The 18379-nt window shown below is 44.3% G+C and carries 16 protein-coding genes; 4 read left to right on the top strand and 12 right to left on the bottom strand.

The window, feature by feature from the left end:
* Positions 1-126: 126 nt before the first annotated feature.
* Positions 127-2040 carry an MOSC N-terminal beta barrel domain-containing protein gene (locus tag ACFSKO_RS05310; protein ID WP_380249150.1) on the top strand — a complete coding sequence of 638 codons (1914 nt, stop codon included), beginning with the start codon at positions 127-129 and terminating at the stop codon, positions 2038-2040.
* A 78-nt stretch (positions 2041-2118) separates the two neighbouring features.
* Here ACFSKO_RS05310 and ACFSKO_RS05305 read toward each other — a convergent pair whose 3' ends face one another.
* The 12 genes from ACFSKO_RS05305 to ACFSKO_RS05250 form a co-directional block, all read right to left on the bottom strand.
* The gene (locus ACFSKO_RS05305) at positions 2119-4086 is read right to left on the bottom strand and encodes an acetoacetate--CoA ligase (protein ID WP_380249148.1); all 1968 of its coding nucleotides are present in this window, start codon (positions 4084-4086) and stop codon (positions 2119-2121) included.
* Positions 4087-4206: 120 nt separating this feature from the next.
* On the bottom strand, positions 4207-5085 hold the full coding sequence (locus ACFSKO_RS05300; RefSeq protein ID WP_380249146.1) for a LysR substrate-binding domain-containing protein: 879 nt from the start codon (positions 5083-5085) through the stop codon (positions 4207-4209).
* A gap of 180 nt (positions 5086-5265) precedes the next feature.
* Positions 5266-6474 carry a M24 family metallopeptidase gene (locus ACFSKO_RS05295; RefSeq protein WP_380249144.1) on the bottom strand — a complete coding sequence of 403 codons (1209 nt, stop codon included), beginning with the start codon at positions 6472-6474 and terminating at the stop codon, positions 5266-5268.
* Between the two features lie 404 nt (positions 6475-6878).
* Positions 6879-7364, bottom strand: coding sequence for a PAS domain-containing protein (locus ACFSKO_RS05290; RefSeq protein WP_380249142.1), 486 nt, complete (start codon positions 7362-7364; stop codon positions 6879-6881).
* Between the two features lie 145 nt (positions 7365-7509).
* Positions 7510-8040, bottom strand: coding sequence for a hypothetical protein (locus ACFSKO_RS05285; protein WP_380249140.1), 531 nt, complete (start codon positions 8038-8040; stop codon positions 7510-7512).
* A 305-nt stretch (positions 8041-8345) separates the two neighbouring features.
* Complete coding sequence (locus tag ACFSKO_RS05280) at positions 8346-8795, bottom strand: CoA-binding protein (protein ID WP_380249138.1); 450 nt, start codon at positions 8793-8795, stop codon at positions 8346-8348.
* 31 nt (positions 8796-8826) lie between these two features.
* Positions 8827-10281 carry a heme biosynthesis protein HemY gene (locus ACFSKO_RS05275; protein WP_380249136.1) on the bottom strand — a complete coding sequence of 485 codons (1455 nt, stop codon included), beginning with the start codon at positions 10279-10281 and terminating at the stop codon, positions 8827-8829.
* A 1-nt stretch (position 10282) separates the two neighbouring features.
* Positions 10283-12007, bottom strand: coding sequence for a COG4223 family protein (locus ACFSKO_RS05270; RefSeq protein WP_380249134.1), 1725 nt, complete (start codon positions 12005-12007; stop codon positions 10283-10285).
* Positions 12008-12088: 81 nt separating this feature from the next.
* Entirely contained in the window at positions 12089-12802 is a 714-nt protein-coding gene (locus ACFSKO_RS05265; RefSeq protein ID WP_380249132.1) for a uroporphyrinogen-III synthase, read from the bottom strand.
* A 34-nt stretch (positions 12803-12836) separates the two neighbouring features.
* Positions 12837-13805, bottom strand: coding sequence for a hydroxymethylbilane synthase (hemC, locus tag ACFSKO_RS05260; protein WP_380249130.1), 969 nt, complete (start codon positions 13803-13805; stop codon positions 12837-12839).
* A 65-nt stretch (positions 13806-13870) separates the two neighbouring features.
* A complete protein-coding gene (locus ACFSKO_RS05255; RefSeq protein ID WP_380249128.1) occupies positions 13871-14734 on the bottom strand; it encodes a hypothetical protein in 864 nt (287 codons plus the stop codon).
* 146 nt (positions 14735-14880) lie between these two features.
* Complete coding sequence (locus ACFSKO_RS05250; protein ID WP_380249126.1) at positions 14881-15690, bottom strand: CE1 family esterase; 810 nt, start codon at positions 15688-15690, stop codon at positions 14881-14883.
* 262 nt (positions 15691-15952) lie between these two features.
* Here ACFSKO_RS05250 and tsaD point away from each other — a divergent pair, with 262 nt between their 5' ends.
* From tsaD to ACFSKO_RS05235, 3 genes are read left to right on the top strand one after another with little or no spacing between them, the layout of a single operon-like run.
* Positions 15953-17023 carry a tRNA (adenosine(37)-N6)-threonylcarbamoyltransferase complex transferase subunit TsaD gene (gene tsaD, locus ACFSKO_RS05245; protein WP_380249446.1) on the top strand — a complete coding sequence of 357 codons (1071 nt, stop codon included), beginning with the start codon at positions 15953-15955 and terminating at the stop codon, positions 17021-17023.
* Positions 17020-18039 carry an NAD(P)H-dependent glycerol-3-phosphate dehydrogenase gene (locus tag ACFSKO_RS05240; protein WP_380249124.1) on the top strand — a complete coding sequence of 340 codons (1020 nt, stop codon included), beginning with the start codon at positions 17020-17022 and terminating at the stop codon, positions 18037-18039. The genes tsaD and ACFSKO_RS05240 overlap by 4 nt, the downstream gene beginning before the upstream one ends.
* Positions 18040-18085: 46 nt before the next feature.
* Positions 18086-18367 carry a YciI family protein gene (locus ACFSKO_RS05235; protein WP_380249122.1) on the top strand — a complete coding sequence of 94 codons (282 nt, stop codon included), beginning with the start codon at positions 18086-18088 and terminating at the stop codon, positions 18365-18367.
* Positions 18368-18379: the final 12 nt, after the last annotated feature.

The raw sequence follows: 18379 nt of genomic DNA, 5'->3' as shown, positions 1-18379 counted from the left end.
TAGTCTTCGATAATTTCTGAAATTAAGATTTCTTCAATCCGCCCTGTTCACTCCGTATAAAATTGCTATTGTTTCTTCTTGCCGCCAAACAATTCCATATAAAGATTCCAATCAAAGAGGCCCAGAATGTCAGCAGCTGTTGTAAGTGATCTTCTCATATACCCTATTAAATCTACTGCTGGCTTATCAATGCACCAAGCCTCCATCTTGACGTCAGGCCTTGCCGGTGATCGTCGCTATCTCATTACAAAGCCCGACGGAACATTTGTTACGGGCCGCACCCACCCCAAAATCACAGCAATCACCTGCCAGTACAGAGGTCAACACATCAGTCTTTCTCATGAAGATGTTACCGATCTTGTTCTTAACCCTTCAGATTTTAACGACCAGTACCTCGACACCTCTGTTTGGGGCACGGATATGATCGGCCAAGAATGTGGAAAAATAGCCGATAACTGGATTAGTCAACTACTAGGCGAACCTCTCAAGCTTTTATATTTTGGTGATCGTTCAGAGAGATTTGTCAAACAACACCCGGAAAATGATGTCAGTTTTGCAGATGGTTTTCCGCTTCTGTTAATCGGTGACAGCTCTTTAATTGAACTTAACAACCGTCTTCTTGCACCAGTATCAATGGCCAATTTCCGCCCCAACATTACCATCTCTGGCACCAACCCTTTTGAAGAAGATAGTTGGTCTCAAATACGTATCGGTGATGTTAGGTTTGAGTTACCTGCACCTTGCGCACGCTGCGTATTTACCACAGTCGATCCTTACGCTCATGTTGCCGATAAAATCATCGAACCGCTAAAAACTCTAACAAAATTCAGGCAAGAAACAGGTGGTAAAAATGTCATGTTCGGCGAAAACATGATCCCAATAAATACTGGGTCTGTTCGGATTGGCGATCCTGTCGAAGTCCTTAAAACCAAGGGCAAACCCGTTTACATTGATAATTGGCAACCACAGTCAAGCCGCCTTTCAAACCATTTATCCCCTAAACCCTCAAGTAACTTTGACAAAAGTCCGATTTTGTTACGCTGTGTTCAAGTCATTGATGAAACGTCTGACGTCAAAACCTTCAAATTTACAGCGGACCCCGTACAAAGATTTGATTATAAACCTGGACAATTTTTAACTCTCTTTGTTCCGATTAATGGCACCATTATCAGCCGCTGCTATACAATCTCATCAAGTCCTTCGCGACCAGATCTATTGACGATAACGGTTAAACGGGTATCAGGCGGGACAGTGTCAAATTGGCTTCACGATCATGTAACTGTAGGTTCCAGTCTGGAAGCCAGTGGGCCCTCTGGTATTTTCCATCTTCAGGAAAAACAAAATCGGAAACTTCTGCTTATTTCAGGGGGGTCTGGCATCACACCAATGCTCTCTATGACGAGATTCATGGCTGATATTGGTTTAAATTATGATGTCTGTTTCCATCATTCTGCCCAAACACCCGCTGATTTAATTGCATGGCAAGAACTCAACCTTTTGGCCCGACAGCTCCCCGGCTTAACGCTTTCCTACAACACTTCCAAAAGCGCTCCAATTCCAACAATTCAAGAACAAGGGTTTGAGGGCCGACTATCGTCTGACATCATCAAAAAAATATGCCCAGACCTCTTGGAAAGAGAGGTCTTTGTCTGTGGACCAGACGGCTATATGAACGCAACTAAAGAGCTTTTAGTTGGCTTAGGTCTCTCTTTGGATAGGTATAATCAAGAAAGTTTTTCAATCGAACCGTTACCTATACCTGACGATGCTTCAAGTGCCTCTTATAGTATTGTGTTTGCCAAATCGGGTATAACTGCTGAAATCAAAGGCAATCAGACGGTGTTAGATGCTGCCGAAGCCGCAGGTATTGAAGTATCATATAGTTGTCGCGCAGGACTTTGTGGTACCTGCAAAAGTGATATCACTAACGGTAAGATACTCGCCAAAAATGCATTGGGATTATCGGAAGAAGACACGGCTAAAGGACGTTTCCTTGCTTGCTGTAGCTATGCTAAATCAAATTTAAAAGTCGAGTTATAAGTCTAGAAATACCGCCTATTCTTTCGAGACGTGTCCCGTTAGAATAGGCTCATCGAGAACTTGATCTGCCAACAGACATTAGTCTTCTTGAAGGCTTGGAATATTGTAATATAGATCCAAGGCTTCAGGATTGGCCAAAGCTTCTTTATTAGCTACTTCACGTCCGTTGATAATATCGCGGACAGCAAGTTCCGTGATTTTTCCTGAGCGCGTTCTTGGAATATCATTTACAGCAACGATTTTTGCCGGAACATGACGTGGGGTACAGCCTGTACGAATACGGGTTTTGATTTTTTTGATCAACTCATCGCTCAAATCACCAACACCATCTTGCAAGATGACACAAAGTACCACCCGAACGTCCTCGTCCCAATTTTGTCCAACGACAATGGCCTCCCGAATTTCATCAAGGGTTTCGACCTGACGATAAATCTCGGCTGTTCCAATGCGAACACCACCGGGATTAAGCGTGGCGTCGGAGCGACCGTGAATAATTAGGCCTCCATTTTCGGTTACTTCCAGAAAGTCACCATGGGTCCAGATGTTTTCAAACCGTGCAAAATAAGCCTTATGATACCGAGAACCGTCATCGTCCCCCCAAAAACACAAAGGCATTGATGGGAAAGGCTCTGTACACACAAGCTCTCCTCGATCGTTAGAGACAGGCTTACCCGTATCATCAAAAGCCGAAACCGCGCACCCAAGAGCAGGTGTTTGAATTTCCCCCCGATAAACCGGGCCAATTGGGTTCCCCAACATAAAACAGCCCAGGATGTCTGTGCCTCCAGCAATGGAGGCAAGTTGCACATCTTGTTTCACATGGCTGTAAACAAAGTCAAAGCCTTCTGGCAATAGTGGAGACCCTGTCGAGAAAATTGCTCTCAGATGAGGTAATTTATATGTTTCAATAGGATTTTCGCCCGCTTTTTTCAGTGTATCCAAGTATTTTGGTGACGTTCCGAAGTGTGTAACCTTCTCTTGCTCAGCCAAATCAAATAAAATAGTAGGACTACCTGCAAAAGGAGAACCATCATAACAAATCAGAGTCGCGCCACAAGAAAGTCCCGCAGCAAACCAATTCCACATCATCCAACCGCAGGTGGTAAAATAGAAAAGACGATCACCTTCCTTCAAGTCACCATGAAACTTATGCTCTACAATCTGCTTCATCAACGCACCACCCACCCGGTGAACGATACATTTTGGAGCGCCTGTGGTTCCAGAAGAGAACATAATATAGAGCGGATGATCAAATCCCTGATGGATGTATTCGATTTCTTTGGCATCATAAGGATCAATAAAATCGCGTATATCCACGGCTTTTTTTACATCATCTAGGTTTAAAGAAGCACCAGACCAAGAAAGCACAACAACCTTTTCAATTGAAGAGATTTGATTCGCGACTTCGCGTACTTTCCCAAGAACATCATGGGTTTTCAAATTATATTCATAGCTGTCAGGGGCAATAAGAACTTTTGGTTCAATCTGACCAAACCGATCAAGGATACCCTGCACGCCAAAATCAGGTGAGGCCGAAGACCAGACCGCACCAATAGCTGTTGTTGCAAGCATAGCAACGATTGCTTCAGGCATATTTGGCATCAGTCCGGCAACACGATCACCAGGTTTTACACCTTGTGCTTTTAAAGCCTGAGATAAACGGGATACCTCATTGTAAAGCTCATCTCTGGTAAGGGACCTTTGACGGCCTTTCTCTCCCCAAAAAACAACCGCTTCCTGATCTCCACGATAGCGCAGGAGATTTTCAGCAAAATTGATTTTGGCATCTGAAAACCATTTACTGGATTTAATATCGGCATCGTTACGGGTAAAAACATGCTCACCTTTGTGACCTGAGATTTCAAAATAATCCCATGCCGCCGACCAAAAATCGGCAATATTGTCAACAGACCACTGATGCAAAGAAGCAAAGTCACTTACAGAGGCTTTACCTTGATGTTCCAGCCAGTTCATAAAACCCGTGACAATCGCACTTTTTACGCGTTCTTCACTTGGTGTCCACAAAGGTTTTGCCACAGAAGTCATGATGCTTATCGCTCCCAGATATTTTATTGTTTTATCGCCAGCATTTTTTATTTAGTCAATATTTATGCTGCACCGCACACCAACCGTCAAGTCACACAAAAACTATGCGTACTGACAAAATCAAAATTTGAAATTTTCGATATGAATATCATCCATTGACGCGGTGATGTAGTTGACCAAGCGTAAGCTGGCTGCGCTCAAATCACCTTGGCGATAAAATAACCCAACTTCGACATCTGCCAAACCAGGATACCCGCTTTCGGTTGCAATAATCTGCAAGCTATCCGGAACAGTTTTTTCTGATAAAACCGTTAACCCAAGTCCAGCTTTCACCGCCGCCTCGATTCCCGACTGGCTCGGACTACTATAAGCCACACGCCATTTTTTTCCAGCTCTGGTCAAGGCATTCACAGTCCTCTGGCGATAGAGGCACCCTTGAGGATAAACAATTAAAGGTAAGGTATCTTCTTGCAATAACTTTTCATCTCCATTGCTCACCCAGGCCAACCGATCAGACCAAGTTTTGGCGAGCGAGGGTGAATTTTCATCCCCACAAAGTGCAATAACAACGTCGTATTCATTATTATCGATTCCCTGTATCAAGTCTTTACTGATCCCGCAGTTTACCTCAAGCGTTATCCCCTCATGGGCGCTTGTGAATCCACCCAAAATTGTAGGAAGCAGCGAAACCGCAAAGTCGTTCGGCAAGCCAACACGGACCACACCCCCAATTTTGGGTGATTTCAACCGAGAGATTGCCTCATCGTTTAATGCCAGGATTTGTCGTGCATAATCGCGAAGAACTTCGCCCTCTTCCGTCAACTGAACTTTTCGTCCCTTTCGGCTTAACAGAGGCACTTCAAGAAGATCTTCAAGTCTTTTCAGCTGCAAGCTAATCGCGGGTTGGGATCGTCCCAAAATTTCTGCTGCGCGCGTGATACTCCCAAGATCATGTACCATCGAAAAAGTGCGCAGTAGATCCGTTTGAATATTAATCATAAGGCGAAAAGGCTCTTTATTTATAATGCAATCAAGTTTCATTATGCACAGGCACCTCTTGGTGAGGAAATAGCCTTATGAAAGATAAAGCCCGATACTGATCAAAATCAACATCGGGCCTCAATAGTGAGCTCCTTTGCAGGAGTCGAAGGGGCTGGAATAGGTAAAATTTAAGTTGTCTTAGTTATTAATGATATTGTGTTCTGGCCCATACGGGAATTTAGTAATGTTTTCTGCACCATTTTCACCAACGACCAGAATGTCGTGCTCACGATATCCTCCGGCGCCGGGATTCCCTTCTTCAACCATAATCATTGGCTCCATAGAAACGACCATCCCAGGTTCGAGAACAGTTTCAACATCCTCTCGAAGTTCCAAGCCAGCCTCTCGCCCGTAATAGTGGCTCAAAGTTCCAAAAGAGTGCCCATAACCAAAAGTTCGATACTGTAACATATCGTGCTTTTTGAAAATTTCATTGAGTTCCGTAGCAATATCACAGCATCGCACACCCGGTTTAATCAGTTTTAATCCAGCTTCATGAACCTCAACATTTGCGTTCCAGTACCGCATATGCGCATCAGAGGCATGACCCGCAAACAATGTCCGTTCAAGTGCCGTGTAATAACCTGCAATCATCGGAAAACAATTCAGGCTGAGAATATCACCTGATTCAATTTTTTTACTCGTTACAGGATTGTGCGCGCCATCCGTATTAATACCAGACTGGAACCAAGTCCAGGTATCCATTAGCTCGCCGTGAGGAAAGGTATTTGCAATATGCCGGACCATCGCTTGTGTTGAATGAAGCGCAACCTCATGTTCTGGAACCCCAACAGAAATAGCTTCTGCACAGGCAGCGCCACCAATGTCTGCCGTAGCTGCGCCATGCTTGATGATCTCAATTTCTTCAGCAGATTTGATCATACGTATTAGCATTGTTGGGGCAGCAATATCAACACAATCTGGCATGCCCAGAGCAGTTGACATTTTGCCTTTGTTATCCAAATTTATGTGATCAAATTCAAGCCCCACACGCTTTATATTTTCACTCATCAGTTCTTGTTGAATAGCATAAAAATAACTGTCTTTTTGCCAATCCGTATAAATGACATTGTCATCAAAACTTCGGCGCCAAGGTTGTCCACCATCAATATTGGCTGTAACGGAGACATGTTTTTCTTGTGTTATCACAAGGCCGTAAGGACGCCCAAAAGAACAATACACAAAGTCATTGAAATAATTGACATTGTGATAGGAAGTAAGAACCACAGCATCAATATCCTTTTCCACCATATAACGCCGTAATTTTGTTATGCGGGTAATCATTTCTTGTTTAGAAAATGTGCCTTGTACTTTTTCCCCATTTTTAATGCGTAGGATACGTTCCATCACTTGCTCCACTAAAGCTCTGATTAATATTTAGCTTAGTAATAGCAAAATCATATTCATAAATATAATTTATATATTAAATTATATTATAAATTATATTTATGGATTTTCAAAAAACCTAAAATCAACGCACTTTTTGATGGTGTATGTCTGTAATTGAAGTGCGAGGGCCCCTTCGGGGGAAGGAACCCTCGCGACGTAAAGCCACCAGCTTTTAAGGGAAAAGTAGTGGCTTAGACGTATTCGATTTAAAGATAATGTGAATCGATATTGATCGGCCCACAACCTATCTCTAGCAAGATCATTACCGATAAAGCGTAAACTTGTAGAGAAATCAACAAGTTTATATTATGTCAAATTTTACTAAAATTTTATATATCTCAATAAGATAGAGTGGATAAGGCTCAGAGGTCAATGACATGCAAACAATGGCTTACATTTTTTCCATCTTCGCCAAGTGGTAAATCGATAGAATTGATTTTAACTAAATGACATCTAGCGTCTGGAACCACACCTTGAGTCCGACCAATATAAGGGCCTTTGCTTATTTCCGCGAAATAAGCATAAGCTCCTCCTTTCCAATTAACACCCACCGAAGCGCAAAGGAGTTTATTGGTTAAGTCTCGGTCCCGTAATCGAGCAAAATCAGATCCATAAATTTTGAATCTAAAGTCATTATCTTCCTTTTCCGAAACTGAAACTCTACTGTGCACCCCCCCAAAATCATCGAATTGAAAATTGTCCCAAGCAGGTAATAAGTGACCATTCCTCTTAGAATCCCAGAGATTAAGAACGTCTTCAAAACCCGGTAATATTGGTAACGGATTAAGAGAATAACATTGTCTATTCAATTCGTGCTGGGAGAAGGAAAAAAGACCCTCAGTTAACAAAATAACTATCCTATGAATTGACAAGAATACCATCATAACATGTGTCGTACTGATAGCAACTTCTACCTATAGTGTAGTTAAAAACTATACTTTGGAACAAGTAAAACTTGAAACATTATTAAAATATTTCTTTGTAACAAATTTATTATTCAATATGTATTTCTTTTAAATTCCAGATCCAGTTCGAAGTAGAAGTGCTTTCATAATCTGGATTTTTAACTCCACAAGGTAACAATAATCTTGTAGGACCCTTTTCTTCTACAGCAATCTCCTTCTTCCTAAATCGTGTTGCAATAAAAGCACATTTATTCTGCAATATTTCCTTGTCGAGTTCGATAAGATAGCCATCCAATGCCACCAAACGAATTGACTCCACGTCCATAACACCAGCCAAAGCTAATATATCTTCTAGCAAAACTCCTTGGTATTTCCCTTCTTCTCCATTCCAAATTTCGGGGATTTCAGTCTCATATATAGTAATTTTTTCCAGATCACTCAGTCTGAATTTAGTTATCTTATCTCCATCAGCCACCAGCAGAACGCGGTTATTACTCGTAACTTCTACCAACACCCCTTCGAAGGGATAAACGGTTTCCGCGTGAACAAGTCTCCCCCATAAAAGAGCCGTGACAAATCCACTGGTAAGCAAGAAACGAATAAGAAAAGACAGACCCATACCAAATTCTCACAAAACATAAAAATCACTCAAGAAAATCATACCATTTACGCTTAAATAAAAGATTAAGCCGACACATTCCATTGATGAAAATTAAAATGGTAGTGAGAAATTCGTTATAAACTGGAAAGGTAATAGTGCCCTCTTGAGGCGTGTATTTATTTATCTATAAATTAGTTTTCAAATAACGAAATCAAAAAAACCAAACGGTATTTAGCAGGTTTAATTACCCCAATAAGAAAAACAAACAAGTCTGGCGATCGACAGTACTCTAGTTACAAACACATAAATCGTAACGTCACAGATCAGTTAAGTCGTCCTGTCCAGGTTGACCGCGACATTTCAATCAAGGGGCACCTGTTCATCACAACTTTCAAACCAGCATCTTCAGCCAACTTTGCTGCAGCATCGTTCCGTACATCAAGTTGCATCCACACAACCTTAGCGCCTATTTCAATCGCTTCTTTTGTAACAGACAAGGCTGCATCGGATGAGCGAAAGATATCAACCATATCGATATGACGCCCCAAAGATTTATAAAGCGACAACAAAGAGAAATGACAAATTTGACCATGGATTTCCCTTTCCGCCTGCCCCGGATTAACAGGAAACATCTCATAGCCTTCATCTAGCAATGCCTTAAAGACATAATTACTTGGGCGTTCAACCTTCGGACTGGCCCCAACCAATGCGATTGATCGAACCTCTCTCAAAATGCCCCGGAGATAATCTTCAGGATAATCATCGTGGTTCATGGTCTAAAGCTCATGACTGTAAGAAAAAACATTAAGCTCCAACATCTCTTGCAGCCCCTTCGATAGCTGTAGGTTGAGAGATAATAACCTCGTGGTTTCCTTTGTTACCCCCTTCATTATCCAAAATAACAGAAGGGCCAGAATCAGAAGTGGACTTTTGATTTTTTATTTCCAAAGTTTTATCTTCGCGCAACACCGTTGGACGTTTCCAGCTCAAGCTATCAAAAGCTCCACAATCACCACAATGAGCCTGCCACGTATCTGCAATAGCGCCGCAGGAACCACAAACCCAATTGTGAGCAATCAGAGCTGTTTCCGCCTTTTCAAACCACTCCGCCGCAGCACGCGTATCACCATGCTCTTCGGTTTCAAGCCTCCCCATCAAGCGACAAACCAACCGACTAGCACCACTGTTTTCCGAAGCAAGTTTGAGGTGACGGCGCGCTTCCCCCCAGAGCTTCGCCGATAAATTTGCTTCGGCAAGGGCAATATGGCTTTCGTAATGATCTGGATTTTTAGAAACCATTTGTCCCAGACGCTTTACTCTTTCAACAGCCGATTCCATTGGCCAAAGCCCAACATAGGCGCGTGCAAGGTCACGATGAGGCTGTTTACTCCAGGCCTTACGCAAAGTCTTTTCAGCATCTTTAGTTTTCCCTAAACGTCCAAAAATTTCCGCCAAAAAAGTGACCGCGGGCACGAGATCGGGCGCAAGTTTATATGCTTCCTTCGCATGTGTGAGAGCTTCTTGCTCCAGTCCTTTACCACCAGCGTTTAAAGCCTGCTCCAGCTTAACAACAGCGCGCTTTCGCCCAGCATCTGCATTACTTAAGACTTTGGTTTTAGCTCCTTCTTTAAGAGCCTGATCTGCCGAATTGAAATCACCCGTGGCTTCTGAAAGCTCGAACAGACTTTCCAGCACCCAAGGCGTTTTGGGACTCAAGGCGTGAGCCTGTCTGGCAAGTTCAAGCGCCACCTTTAAATCACCGCGACGCTGTGCCTGCATCAAAAGCCCGCGTAGTCCCAGAAAACGCGTTTCTTTACTTTCCAGCATTGCGGTAAAGTAATTTGTCGCCGCGTCTTCGTTGCCTTGAAGCTGGGCGGCCTGTGCAGATAGCAACATCGTCAACGGCGGTTCATCTGAAAGCAGAGACTCAGCTTTTTTCGCCATGGCCATCGCTATTTGTGCTTCGCCTGCAGCCACAGCAACCATGCCGTGGGTCAGGGCCTTGTAGCCTCGTTTTTGACGATTATCTTTGCGCGCCTGGCCAAAAAGTGCGGGCGCATTGATCAACGTGCGCCAAAAGCGATAGAGAAATGCAGCAGAAACAGCAAGTGCGACAGCCCCTAGAAAGAGCACACCAACCGTGGTTTCAAGACGATAGCCAATCCAGTCAACAGACACAGTACCTGGACGGTTCGCTATCCAGATAACAATGGTCAAGATTAATGCGAGTTTAATGAAATAAATCAGAGTACGTTTCATATTATTGTACTCCCCCAACACCGCTGCCTTGTTCTGTCACCCCGATCAAAAGTAGTGCCAGTTTGCCGCTGACTCTCTCACCCTCCTGCCGCTGTTTCGCCAGAACCAACCAATTTTCCATTCCCCGGCTTGCTGCGCTTGTCAGACTTTCCAACTCACGTAAAGCCCCGGAAAGATCGCCTTCAACCATATAATTTTCAGCTCTCGCAAGAACGCTTGAAGTTCCAACGCCATCCAAAACCTCAATTGGGCGAATTGAAATCACATCACTTACGCGACCTAAAGCCTTGTCCACCCAGCTTTGCCCACCTGCAATCTTATCCGCAGAAAGGGCGTTTCGGGCCGCGGCCGGAAAGCCAGCACGCAGTTCTGTTAGGCTTGGGAGGCCAGAAGCTGCAAAAGACGAAAGCGGTGAAATTAAATCCTGCACTGTACTATTTGTAGAGGCCACTGCCCGGACGAGATCAAGTTCTTTAATGAAAGGTCCCGACCCTCTGAGAGCATCACGTAGTTGTAATACACCCAAAGCAAGATAAACATCCTCGGTGGCTGGAACCTTTGTTTTACCGGGACTTGCAACCTTTCGCGTTTTGAGGTCGCTAACTTCAGTTATAAGAGATGACAATTGAGATTTCAAAGCACTCAACTGCTGGAGCGAAACAGAATCCGATGAAGACGTCCCTGTACTGGGTGTGGTACTCGGTATAGCTCCAACACCAGAAGATCCATCTGTTGCCAATGCGATTTCCAACTCTTGCAAACGGTCTTGGGTTTTACGCATATCACCGCGAAGAGAATCCATCAATCCCTGGTCGATATCACCCGTTTTCACAACCACTCCGCCGCTGGTAAGGTCGCTTAATTGGCGATCAAGTTCGGACTGATCCAATTTTAAAATCCGAACGTCTTCAGACAGAGCAAGAAACCGATTAGGATCTACAGTCTGATTCTGGTTAGAAAATGCGTATTGTTCAAGTCCAACAATTCTGTCTTCAAGATCAACGACCGAGGTTTTAGAAATATCCCCTCCCAAAGAGGGAATATTCTCTACAAGAGGAAGCCAGTGCCCCCGGAAGAAAACAATTCCAGCAACGGCCAAGGCACAGAAACCCATACCGTAGAGGAAGCTGTTCAAGCCTCCCCCTTTACGAACAACCACAAGCTGTGGATCAATCCCTGATGTTAAGTCACTCTCTTTCTTATCCGTTTTTGGACCGTGACCAGAGTCACCGAATGATTTATCAGCAGATGACTTACTACCCGAAGAAGGTACTGAGCTTTTTATTTCTGGGATTGGAGATTTCGAGAACGATGATTTCCCCGTTGAAGCATCCGAAGATTGCATTACTGGCTTTGAATCGGATTTAGAATCCGGTTTTAATGATGTAGTTTGATCCTGTTCAGTCGGTTCATTTTGCAAATTATCGCTTTCCCGGACCCTTGTAACATCTAAGGTGATTTTGGATTTTGCGGCTGCTTGTAAAATTTCTTCATGCCGAGCAGCGGGTATCGAGTCTCGCTCCTTCCAACCCTGAACAGTGCTCACGGCAATACCAAGCTTATTCGCTAAAGGTCTCAAGCCGCCAAAAGCTGTGATAATTTCATTTGCCGGGCTTTCTTGAACAGACGAAAGAGAATTTTTATCTTTATCAGCTACTGAAGTAGGTACTTTGCTATTTGAACTCGTAGGTGATTTTTTTGATTTGTCGCCCGATTTATTCGCCATGCTTAACCTCAGTCATCCAGAAATCTATTTTCAAGAAAACTATGCGCCAGAGTTAAGGGAAAATCTAGTACGTACGTACACTTATTTGTCTGCAGCCATTAACCTGAGTAAAGATTGTCGCGTGGGATGTTCCGCAGCAACAACTTCCATACCTTTAATATCCTCTAGGTATTTACTCACAGCAGGACTGAGGCAGTAAGCTCGGCACCCCTGCAGCTTATCTTCAAGTTTTTCTTGTTTAAGAAGTTTGGAAAATGTACGCGAAGAGCGAGGGGAAAAAAAACTTATCTCTTTAATATTATTAGATTTTATTAAATTCGTAACAACAAAATTCAATTGGGTAATTGCCTTGGCTTCGTAGAGAATTTTCCGTTGGTAACAAAACCCCTTTGCCGTTAAAATTTTCCCGAGATCGCCGGCAAGTTTAGAGGCAGCAGGATGAACCAAAACGCCTCCACCAAGCGGAAGATTCTCGCACACAAGCTCAGCTAAATCAGCAACATCACCATTTGCAGAATATACCTTTTCGAATCCGGCATCCCGAGCTGCTTCTGCAGAAGAATTTCCAACGCAATAAACGGGAAAACTAAAGTCATTTGAATTTTGACAAAGCGCACGTACACCGTTCGCAGAGGTAATCAAAATGGCCTGTACGTTCGAAAGGTCTAGCTTATCCTCAGGATAAAAAAGAATATCGAACACAGGAAAGAGGATGACATCTCGACCCATGGTCTTGAGTTCAGAGACAAAAGGCTCATGATCGACAACTGGCCGTGTTACGAGATGTTTTATCATCCTGGTCTCAAGATTCCCTTTGAAATTTGGTTTTCTATTTAGGCGGATGTGCTGCAGCTTGATGCGCTTCAAGAGCTTTGAAAAAGGCATCTCCCGCCTGCTCTTTCAACTCTCGCCCAGCGGAACGCCCCATTTCAATGGCTTCGGAGACAGGTCCTCGGCGCTCTGTCGTAAAAATTTTACTACCGTCTGGTGCAGCAAGCATGGTGCGAAGGTACATTTCATTGCCTTCTATTTCAGCAAGCGCTGCAATAGGCGTACGACAAGATCCATCAAGCTCCGCGAGGCAAGCCCGTTCAGCAGAGATACGTTGCATGGTTGGCTCATGATGAATGGTATCAACATAAGCGCGAACACGAACATCACCAGTACGAACTTCCAAACCAACCGCTCCTTGAGCCGGTGCAGGCAGCATTTCTTCTGTAGAAAGAGCAGAGGTTATTAATTCAGATTGCCCAAGACGGTTTAAACCAGCCACGGCGAGCAAAGTCGCGTCAACCTGACCTTCTTTGAGCTTTCGGAGTCTCGTTTGCACAGAACCCCGAAAGGTAATAACTTCCAGATCAGGTCGCTTGGCTTTAATCTGAGCCTGTCGTCTCAAGGAAGCAGAGCCGACAACTGCACCTCTAGGTAAATCTGCAAGAGATTTTCCTTTGTTTGAAAACAGAGCGTCTCTGGGATCTTCCCGCTCTAAAACCGTAGATATCTCTAATCCATCAGGCAACCAAGTTGGAACATCCTTCATAGAGTGGACAGCAATATCGACGCTGCTGTCTTGAAGTCCGTCTTCAATTTCTTTGGTAAAAAGGCCTTTGCCGCCAATGGCTGAAAGCGCTCTGTCTTGGATCTTGTCCCCAGTGGTTTTAATAACAACGATTTCAATCGCACTGTCCGCCGTAAGATCGGCATGAGCTTCGCTTAAAAGGCGCTTAACTTCGTTTGCCTGCGCCAGAGCAAGCGGGCTACCGCGGGTACCAAGTCGAAGGATAGGATGATTAGTCATTTATAACAGCCATTATACATAAATTTTTATACAAAGGATTTGATCAATTCAGTTTCAATCTCACCTTACCCGTTCAAGATGATCCCGACAATTCCCACCGCGAGAACAACTGACGCGACCAAGCGACGCAGAACAGCTCCTTCTCTTAGATACAGCCCTCCGATAAGAACTGATATTGGAATAGAAATCTGACGCACTGTCGCCACGGCAGCAACATCAGCTCCTTCACTGAAGACATAGAGTATAAGGTAGTAAGAACAATAACAGATCGCCGCCATTAACAAATAATGTAATGGTCTGTTCAAAAAGGCTTTGAACGTACGCTTCGCCGCATTGTCACGATCAATAACCCAATACAGCAGGCAATAGCTCGGAAAACACATTACGTTTACCAAGAACATTAATACTGGCGCCTCTATTTCCTGCATTAAGGAAGCATCAGCAAGGGTATAGATTCCCGTCCCACACAAAGCCAAGACTGCAAATCCAAGCGTTATGGGATCTTCCAGCAATTTCCGGCCCCGCCTATAAAGCAAAGCAAAAGCACCTACGAGAACCATCAAAACAAAAATAATTATCAGAAGATCGTATGATTGACCTAAAATGAGAAAATTGAAAGAAATCACGATTAGAGGGGTCGAGCGAACAATAGGGTAGTACGCAGATAAATCACCCCGTCTCAATACCGCAACCAAGCCACTCCCGTAACACATTTGACCGATCCAAGAGAGAACAATGCCGTCCCAAACCTGGAAGGCTCCGCCCCAGTCATAACCCGCGAGTAAAGTATGGATAAGAGTTATAAAAACAAGACCCAAAGTAAGGCCTAAAAATCCTATACGTTGATCGTCACCTTTTTTAATAAGGGTATTCCAAAGAGGATGAAGACAGGCTGATAATATAACCAGCGTAGCTAAAACGATGTCCAAATTTTACACTCACACCATTGGTAGGGCCCGCGATGCTTCACGAACCTCATAAATTAAAATTCTTTACCGTTATGTGACAAAAAGGACCGACATGGCAATTAATTACGGGAAAGAAAGGTATTTTAAGAATGGATCAAAATCAGACCTTACAAACTTTCCGCCCAGTCGATTCCATCCGCAATCCATTCAGTTTTAACACTATGCCCTCCCTTATGCAGACAAAGTTCCAACGCTTTCCCTGAGCGACACTTACTCCAAACCTTACAATCCATATCCTTCAAAGAAATTTCGACAGGAGTAACATCACACCCATTAACGTCTTCCCAGATCGCCATCCCCTGACGCACATCGCCCTGATGCCAATTTGCACCGATGGCCCGACCATTCATTGGGACAACCCTGTCATTCAACCCGTGAATATGACGAATGTTTACCGGGCTTTTACATGTCGCGGGATGAGGACGCCAAAATGAACCAGCTATGGGGAAAATAGCTGAAAATTCACTTCCCATATAACAACCCACATCCCAAACCATCGACCCTCCTTGAGAAAACCCCGTTGCCCAAATGTGGTTCTTTTGAGTTTTCCAGTTCGCCTGAACATCACGCAGAATATTTTGTGTAAACGTGATCTCATCGCGTGCTTCGCTCGGTGCCCCAACATTGGACCAACTGCGATTTAATCCGTTGGGAATGATCAAAAGAACACCACGGCTTGATGCCAGACTGAGCAAGGCCTTGTTGTTTTTGACTGTATCTGCTGATTGTCCATAACCGTGATAATAGAACAAAACAGGCAGAGAACTATCAGAGGGAACTCCCTCTGGCATCACAACAACATAATCACCCCCCGCGACACTTCGGTCCTCAACATCAGGTGCAGCCTGAGAAAGCGTCGCAAAAGCCAAGCCAAGAATGACAAGCACTACGACAACCAGAGTTTCAAAGAGTTTCATGTAAGCTCCAAGGGCGTGTAAAAATTCATAATTTTAACCATTACCTTAAATAGCTCTCTTTTGAGCCTCACAGTAAATTCAAATTTTGGTTATGAGCACGGCTAGATAAAAATCAGCACAGAAACCACTTCTAACGGTACCTCATATTATAAAATAAAAAGGGAAGACTTGCTGTATGATTAGAGATGGTATTTTCTAAGGATGAATGATTTAATTGAGTACGAACCCAATGGGTTCTACCCCTCAACAAAATATGGAAGCTATGAAGGTCCTCGGTATCGAAACCAGCTGTGATGAAACAGCTGCTGCAATTGTTGATGGCGACCACACTATTCTCGCCAATAAAGTCCTCACCCAACTCGAGGAACACAAGCCCTATGGTGGCGTCGTACCCGAAATTGCAGCGCGCAGCCATATGGATCACCTTGATCGACTGATCAGGGAGGCGCTGGACGATGCAAAAATCGGTTTTGATGACCTTGATGGTATTGCCGCAACAGCTGGACCAGGTTTGATCGGTGGCGTTTTTGTTGGTGTTATGACCGCTAAAGCAATTGCTGCATCACGGAAACTACCTTTCCTGGCCGTAAACCATCTTGAAGGACACGCACTAACAGCACGTCTGACTGAAGGAGCCGCCGCAGAGTTTCCTTACCTGTTACTTCTTGTCTCCGGTGGTCACTGCCAATTACTCGCCGTGGAAGACGTCGGCTGCTACACTCGGCTTGGCGGTACTATTGATGATGCGGTTGGCGAAGCTTTCGATAAAACGGCAAAAATGATGGGATTACCTTATCCTGGTGGCCCTTTAATAGAACAGATTGCCAAACAAGGTAATGAAGATCGTTTTGATCTTCCACGTCCGTTGAAAGGTCGCTCCGGATGTGACTTCTCCTTTTCCGGTTTAAAGACAGCAGTACGTAAAAAGATAATTGAAATTATCGGTGAAGGTGGCAATCCCGACCATATGAGTGCGCTTGATAAGGCAGATCTCGCCGCCTCTTTTCAAAAAGCTGTTGGCGATGTTCTTATCGATCGCTGTAAAAGAGCCATGGATATGTTTGAAGAAAAATTCGGACGCCCTGGACCTTTGGTTGTCGCTGGTGGCGTTGCCGCTAATCTTACTCTTCGTGCGAAGCTGAAGGAATTGACAGATACGCGTGGCACAAAGCTATTGGCGCCGCCTGTCAATCTATGTACCGACAATGGTGTGATGATCGCTTGGGCTGGTTTGGAAAGGTTACGCCTTGGCCTTACGGATTCTCTTGATTTTGCACCAAGACCACGATGGCCTCTGGACCAACTCACTGGCGTGAAAGACCTTCATAAATGACCAACAACCTAGGTACCAATTCTGCCAAACAAAAAGTAGGCGTCATTGGTTCCGGAGCCTGGGGAACCGCTCTTGCGGCTGTCGCTGCAACTTCAGGAAATGAAACCACGCTTTGGTCCAGAAATAGTCAGGTTGTTACTGATATAAACAATAAGCATGAAAACAAACTTTACTTAAAAGGCGCTGTTCTAAACCCCATTATTCAAGCGACAACTGAGATTGATGACCTTTCATACTGTAATGTCATTCTACTCGTTGTACCCTCACAGCATTTACGTTCTGTACTCGAAATGAACCGAAGTAAAATCCAAGATGGAGTTCCCTTGGTTCTTTGTTCTAAGGGTGTTGAAATTTCCAGTGGCTTGTTGATGACTGAAATGTTGGCCGAAATTATGCCCAACAATCCCATAGCAGTGCTCTCAGGACCAACTTTCGCAATCGAGGTGGCAAAAGAGCTTCCCACCGCAGTAACTCTTGCCTGCTCAAACGAACACCTTGGCCAACAATTGGCACAGACACTCGGAAGCAGGTCTTTTCGAATTTACCATTCCACCGACCCCATAGGCGCAGAAATTGGTGGCGCAGTAAAAAATGTAATCGCCATAGCCTGCGGCATCGTTGAAGGGCGTAACCTTGGCGACAACGCAAGAGCAGCACTGATTACACGGGGACTGTCTGAAATCGTCAAGCTTGGACTCGCCAAGGGAGGGCGTCGGGAAACCATGATGGGTTTGGCCGGAATGGGCGATCTCACGCTTACTTGCACGGCCACACAATCGCGTAACTATGCCCTTGGTAAAGCCCTGGGTGAAGGCATAGCAATTGACGATTACTTGAAAGGCCGGATAACTGTTGCCGAAGGCTTGAGTTCCAGTAAATCCGTTTCAACCCTCGCCAAAGATTTAAAAATTGATATGCCGATTTGTAATGCCATCTGTGAAGTACTGCACCACAAAGCCAATATTGATCATACCATCGCCAATTTATTGGCCCGCCCTCAAAAAGCAGAATTTTAGTAATTATATAACCACCCTATTAAAGACCAAAAGGAACTTAACCGTTATGAAATTCATCTTCTCTTGTGTTGATAAAAAAGATCATACTCACGTACGCGCTGACAACCGCCCGGCCCATCTTGAGTATCTAACCAAATACATGGATCGTGTAGTTGTAGCAGGCCCCACCCTCGGCACCGATGGCGAGAGCATGACAGGTAGCCTGCTTATCCTGGAATTTGAAGATGCCGCCGCTGCTCAGGATTTTGCTGAGAACGACCCGTACAAAAAAGCTGGATTATTTGAACAAGTCACCATTACTCCTTGGAAACAGGTTCTTCCAAAATAAATCGCTCTTTAT

This window comes from Kiloniella antarctica, assembly GCF_042682825.1.
In the GTDB taxonomy this organism is placed as follows: Bacteria; Pseudomonadota; Alphaproteobacteria; order Kiloniellales; family Kiloniellaceae; genus Kiloniella; species Kiloniella antarctica.
The sequence above is the reverse complement of the archived record's forward strand: the minus strand, read 5'-3'. Positions and strand labels throughout refer to the sequence as shown.

What these genes read in the sequence shown, in the direction of transcription:
- ACFSKO_RS05310 (WP_380249150.1), top strand. Translation starts at nt 127, where the DNA reads ATGTCAGCAGCTGTTGTAAGTGATCTTCTCATATACCCTATTAAATCT.
- ACFSKO_RS05305 (WP_380249148.1), bottom strand. Translation starts at nt 4,086, where the DNA reads ATGACTTCTGTGGCAAAACCTTTGTGGACACCAAGTGAAGAACGCGTA.
- ACFSKO_RS05300 (WP_380249146.1), bottom strand. Translation starts at nt 5,085, where the DNA reads ATGATTAATATTCAAACGGATCTACTGCGCACTTTTTCGATGGTACAT.
- ACFSKO_RS05295 (WP_380249144.1), bottom strand. Translation starts at nt 6,474, where the DNA reads ATGGAACGTATCCTACGCATTAAAAATGGGGAAAAAGTACAAGGCACA.
- ACFSKO_RS05285 (WP_380249140.1), bottom strand. Translation starts at nt 8,040, where the DNA reads ATGGGTCTGTCTTTTCTTATTCGTTTCTTGCTTACCAGTGGATTTGTC.
- ACFSKO_RS05280 (WP_380249138.1), bottom strand. Translation starts at nt 8,795, where the DNA reads ATGAACCACGATGATTATCCTGAAGATTATCTCCGGGGCATTTTGAGA.
- ACFSKO_RS05275 (WP_380249136.1), bottom strand. Translation starts at nt 10,281, where the DNA reads ATGAAACGTACTCTGATTTATTTCATTAAACTCGCATTAATCTTGACC.
- ACFSKO_RS05270 (WP_380249134.1), bottom strand. Translation starts at nt 12,007, where the DNA reads ATGGCGAATAAATCGGGCGACAAATCAAAAAAATCACCTACGAGTTCA.
- ACFSKO_RS05265 (WP_380249132.1), bottom strand. Translation starts at nt 12,802, where the DNA reads ATGATAAAACATCTCGTAACACGGCCAGTTGTCGATCATGAGCCTTTT.
- hemC (WP_380249130.1), bottom strand. Translation starts at nt 13,805, where the DNA reads ATGACTAATCATCCTATCCTTCGACTTGGTACCCGCGGTAGCCCGCTT.
- ACFSKO_RS05250 (WP_380249126.1), bottom strand. Translation starts at nt 15,690, where the DNA reads ATGAAACTCTTTGAAACTCTGGTTGTCGTAGTGCTTGTCATTCTTGGC.
- tsaD (WP_380249446.1), top strand. Translation starts at nt 15,953, where the DNA reads ATGAAGGTCCTCGGTATCGAAACCAGCTGTGATGAAACAGCTGCTGCA.
- ACFSKO_RS05240 (WP_380249124.1), top strand. Translation starts at nt 17,020, where the DNA reads ATGACCAACAACCTAGGTACCAATTCTGCCAAACAAAAAGTAGGCGTC.
- ACFSKO_RS05235 (WP_380249122.1), top strand. Translation starts at nt 18,086, where the DNA reads ATGAAATTCATCTTCTCTTGTGTTGATAAAAAAGATCATACTCACGTA.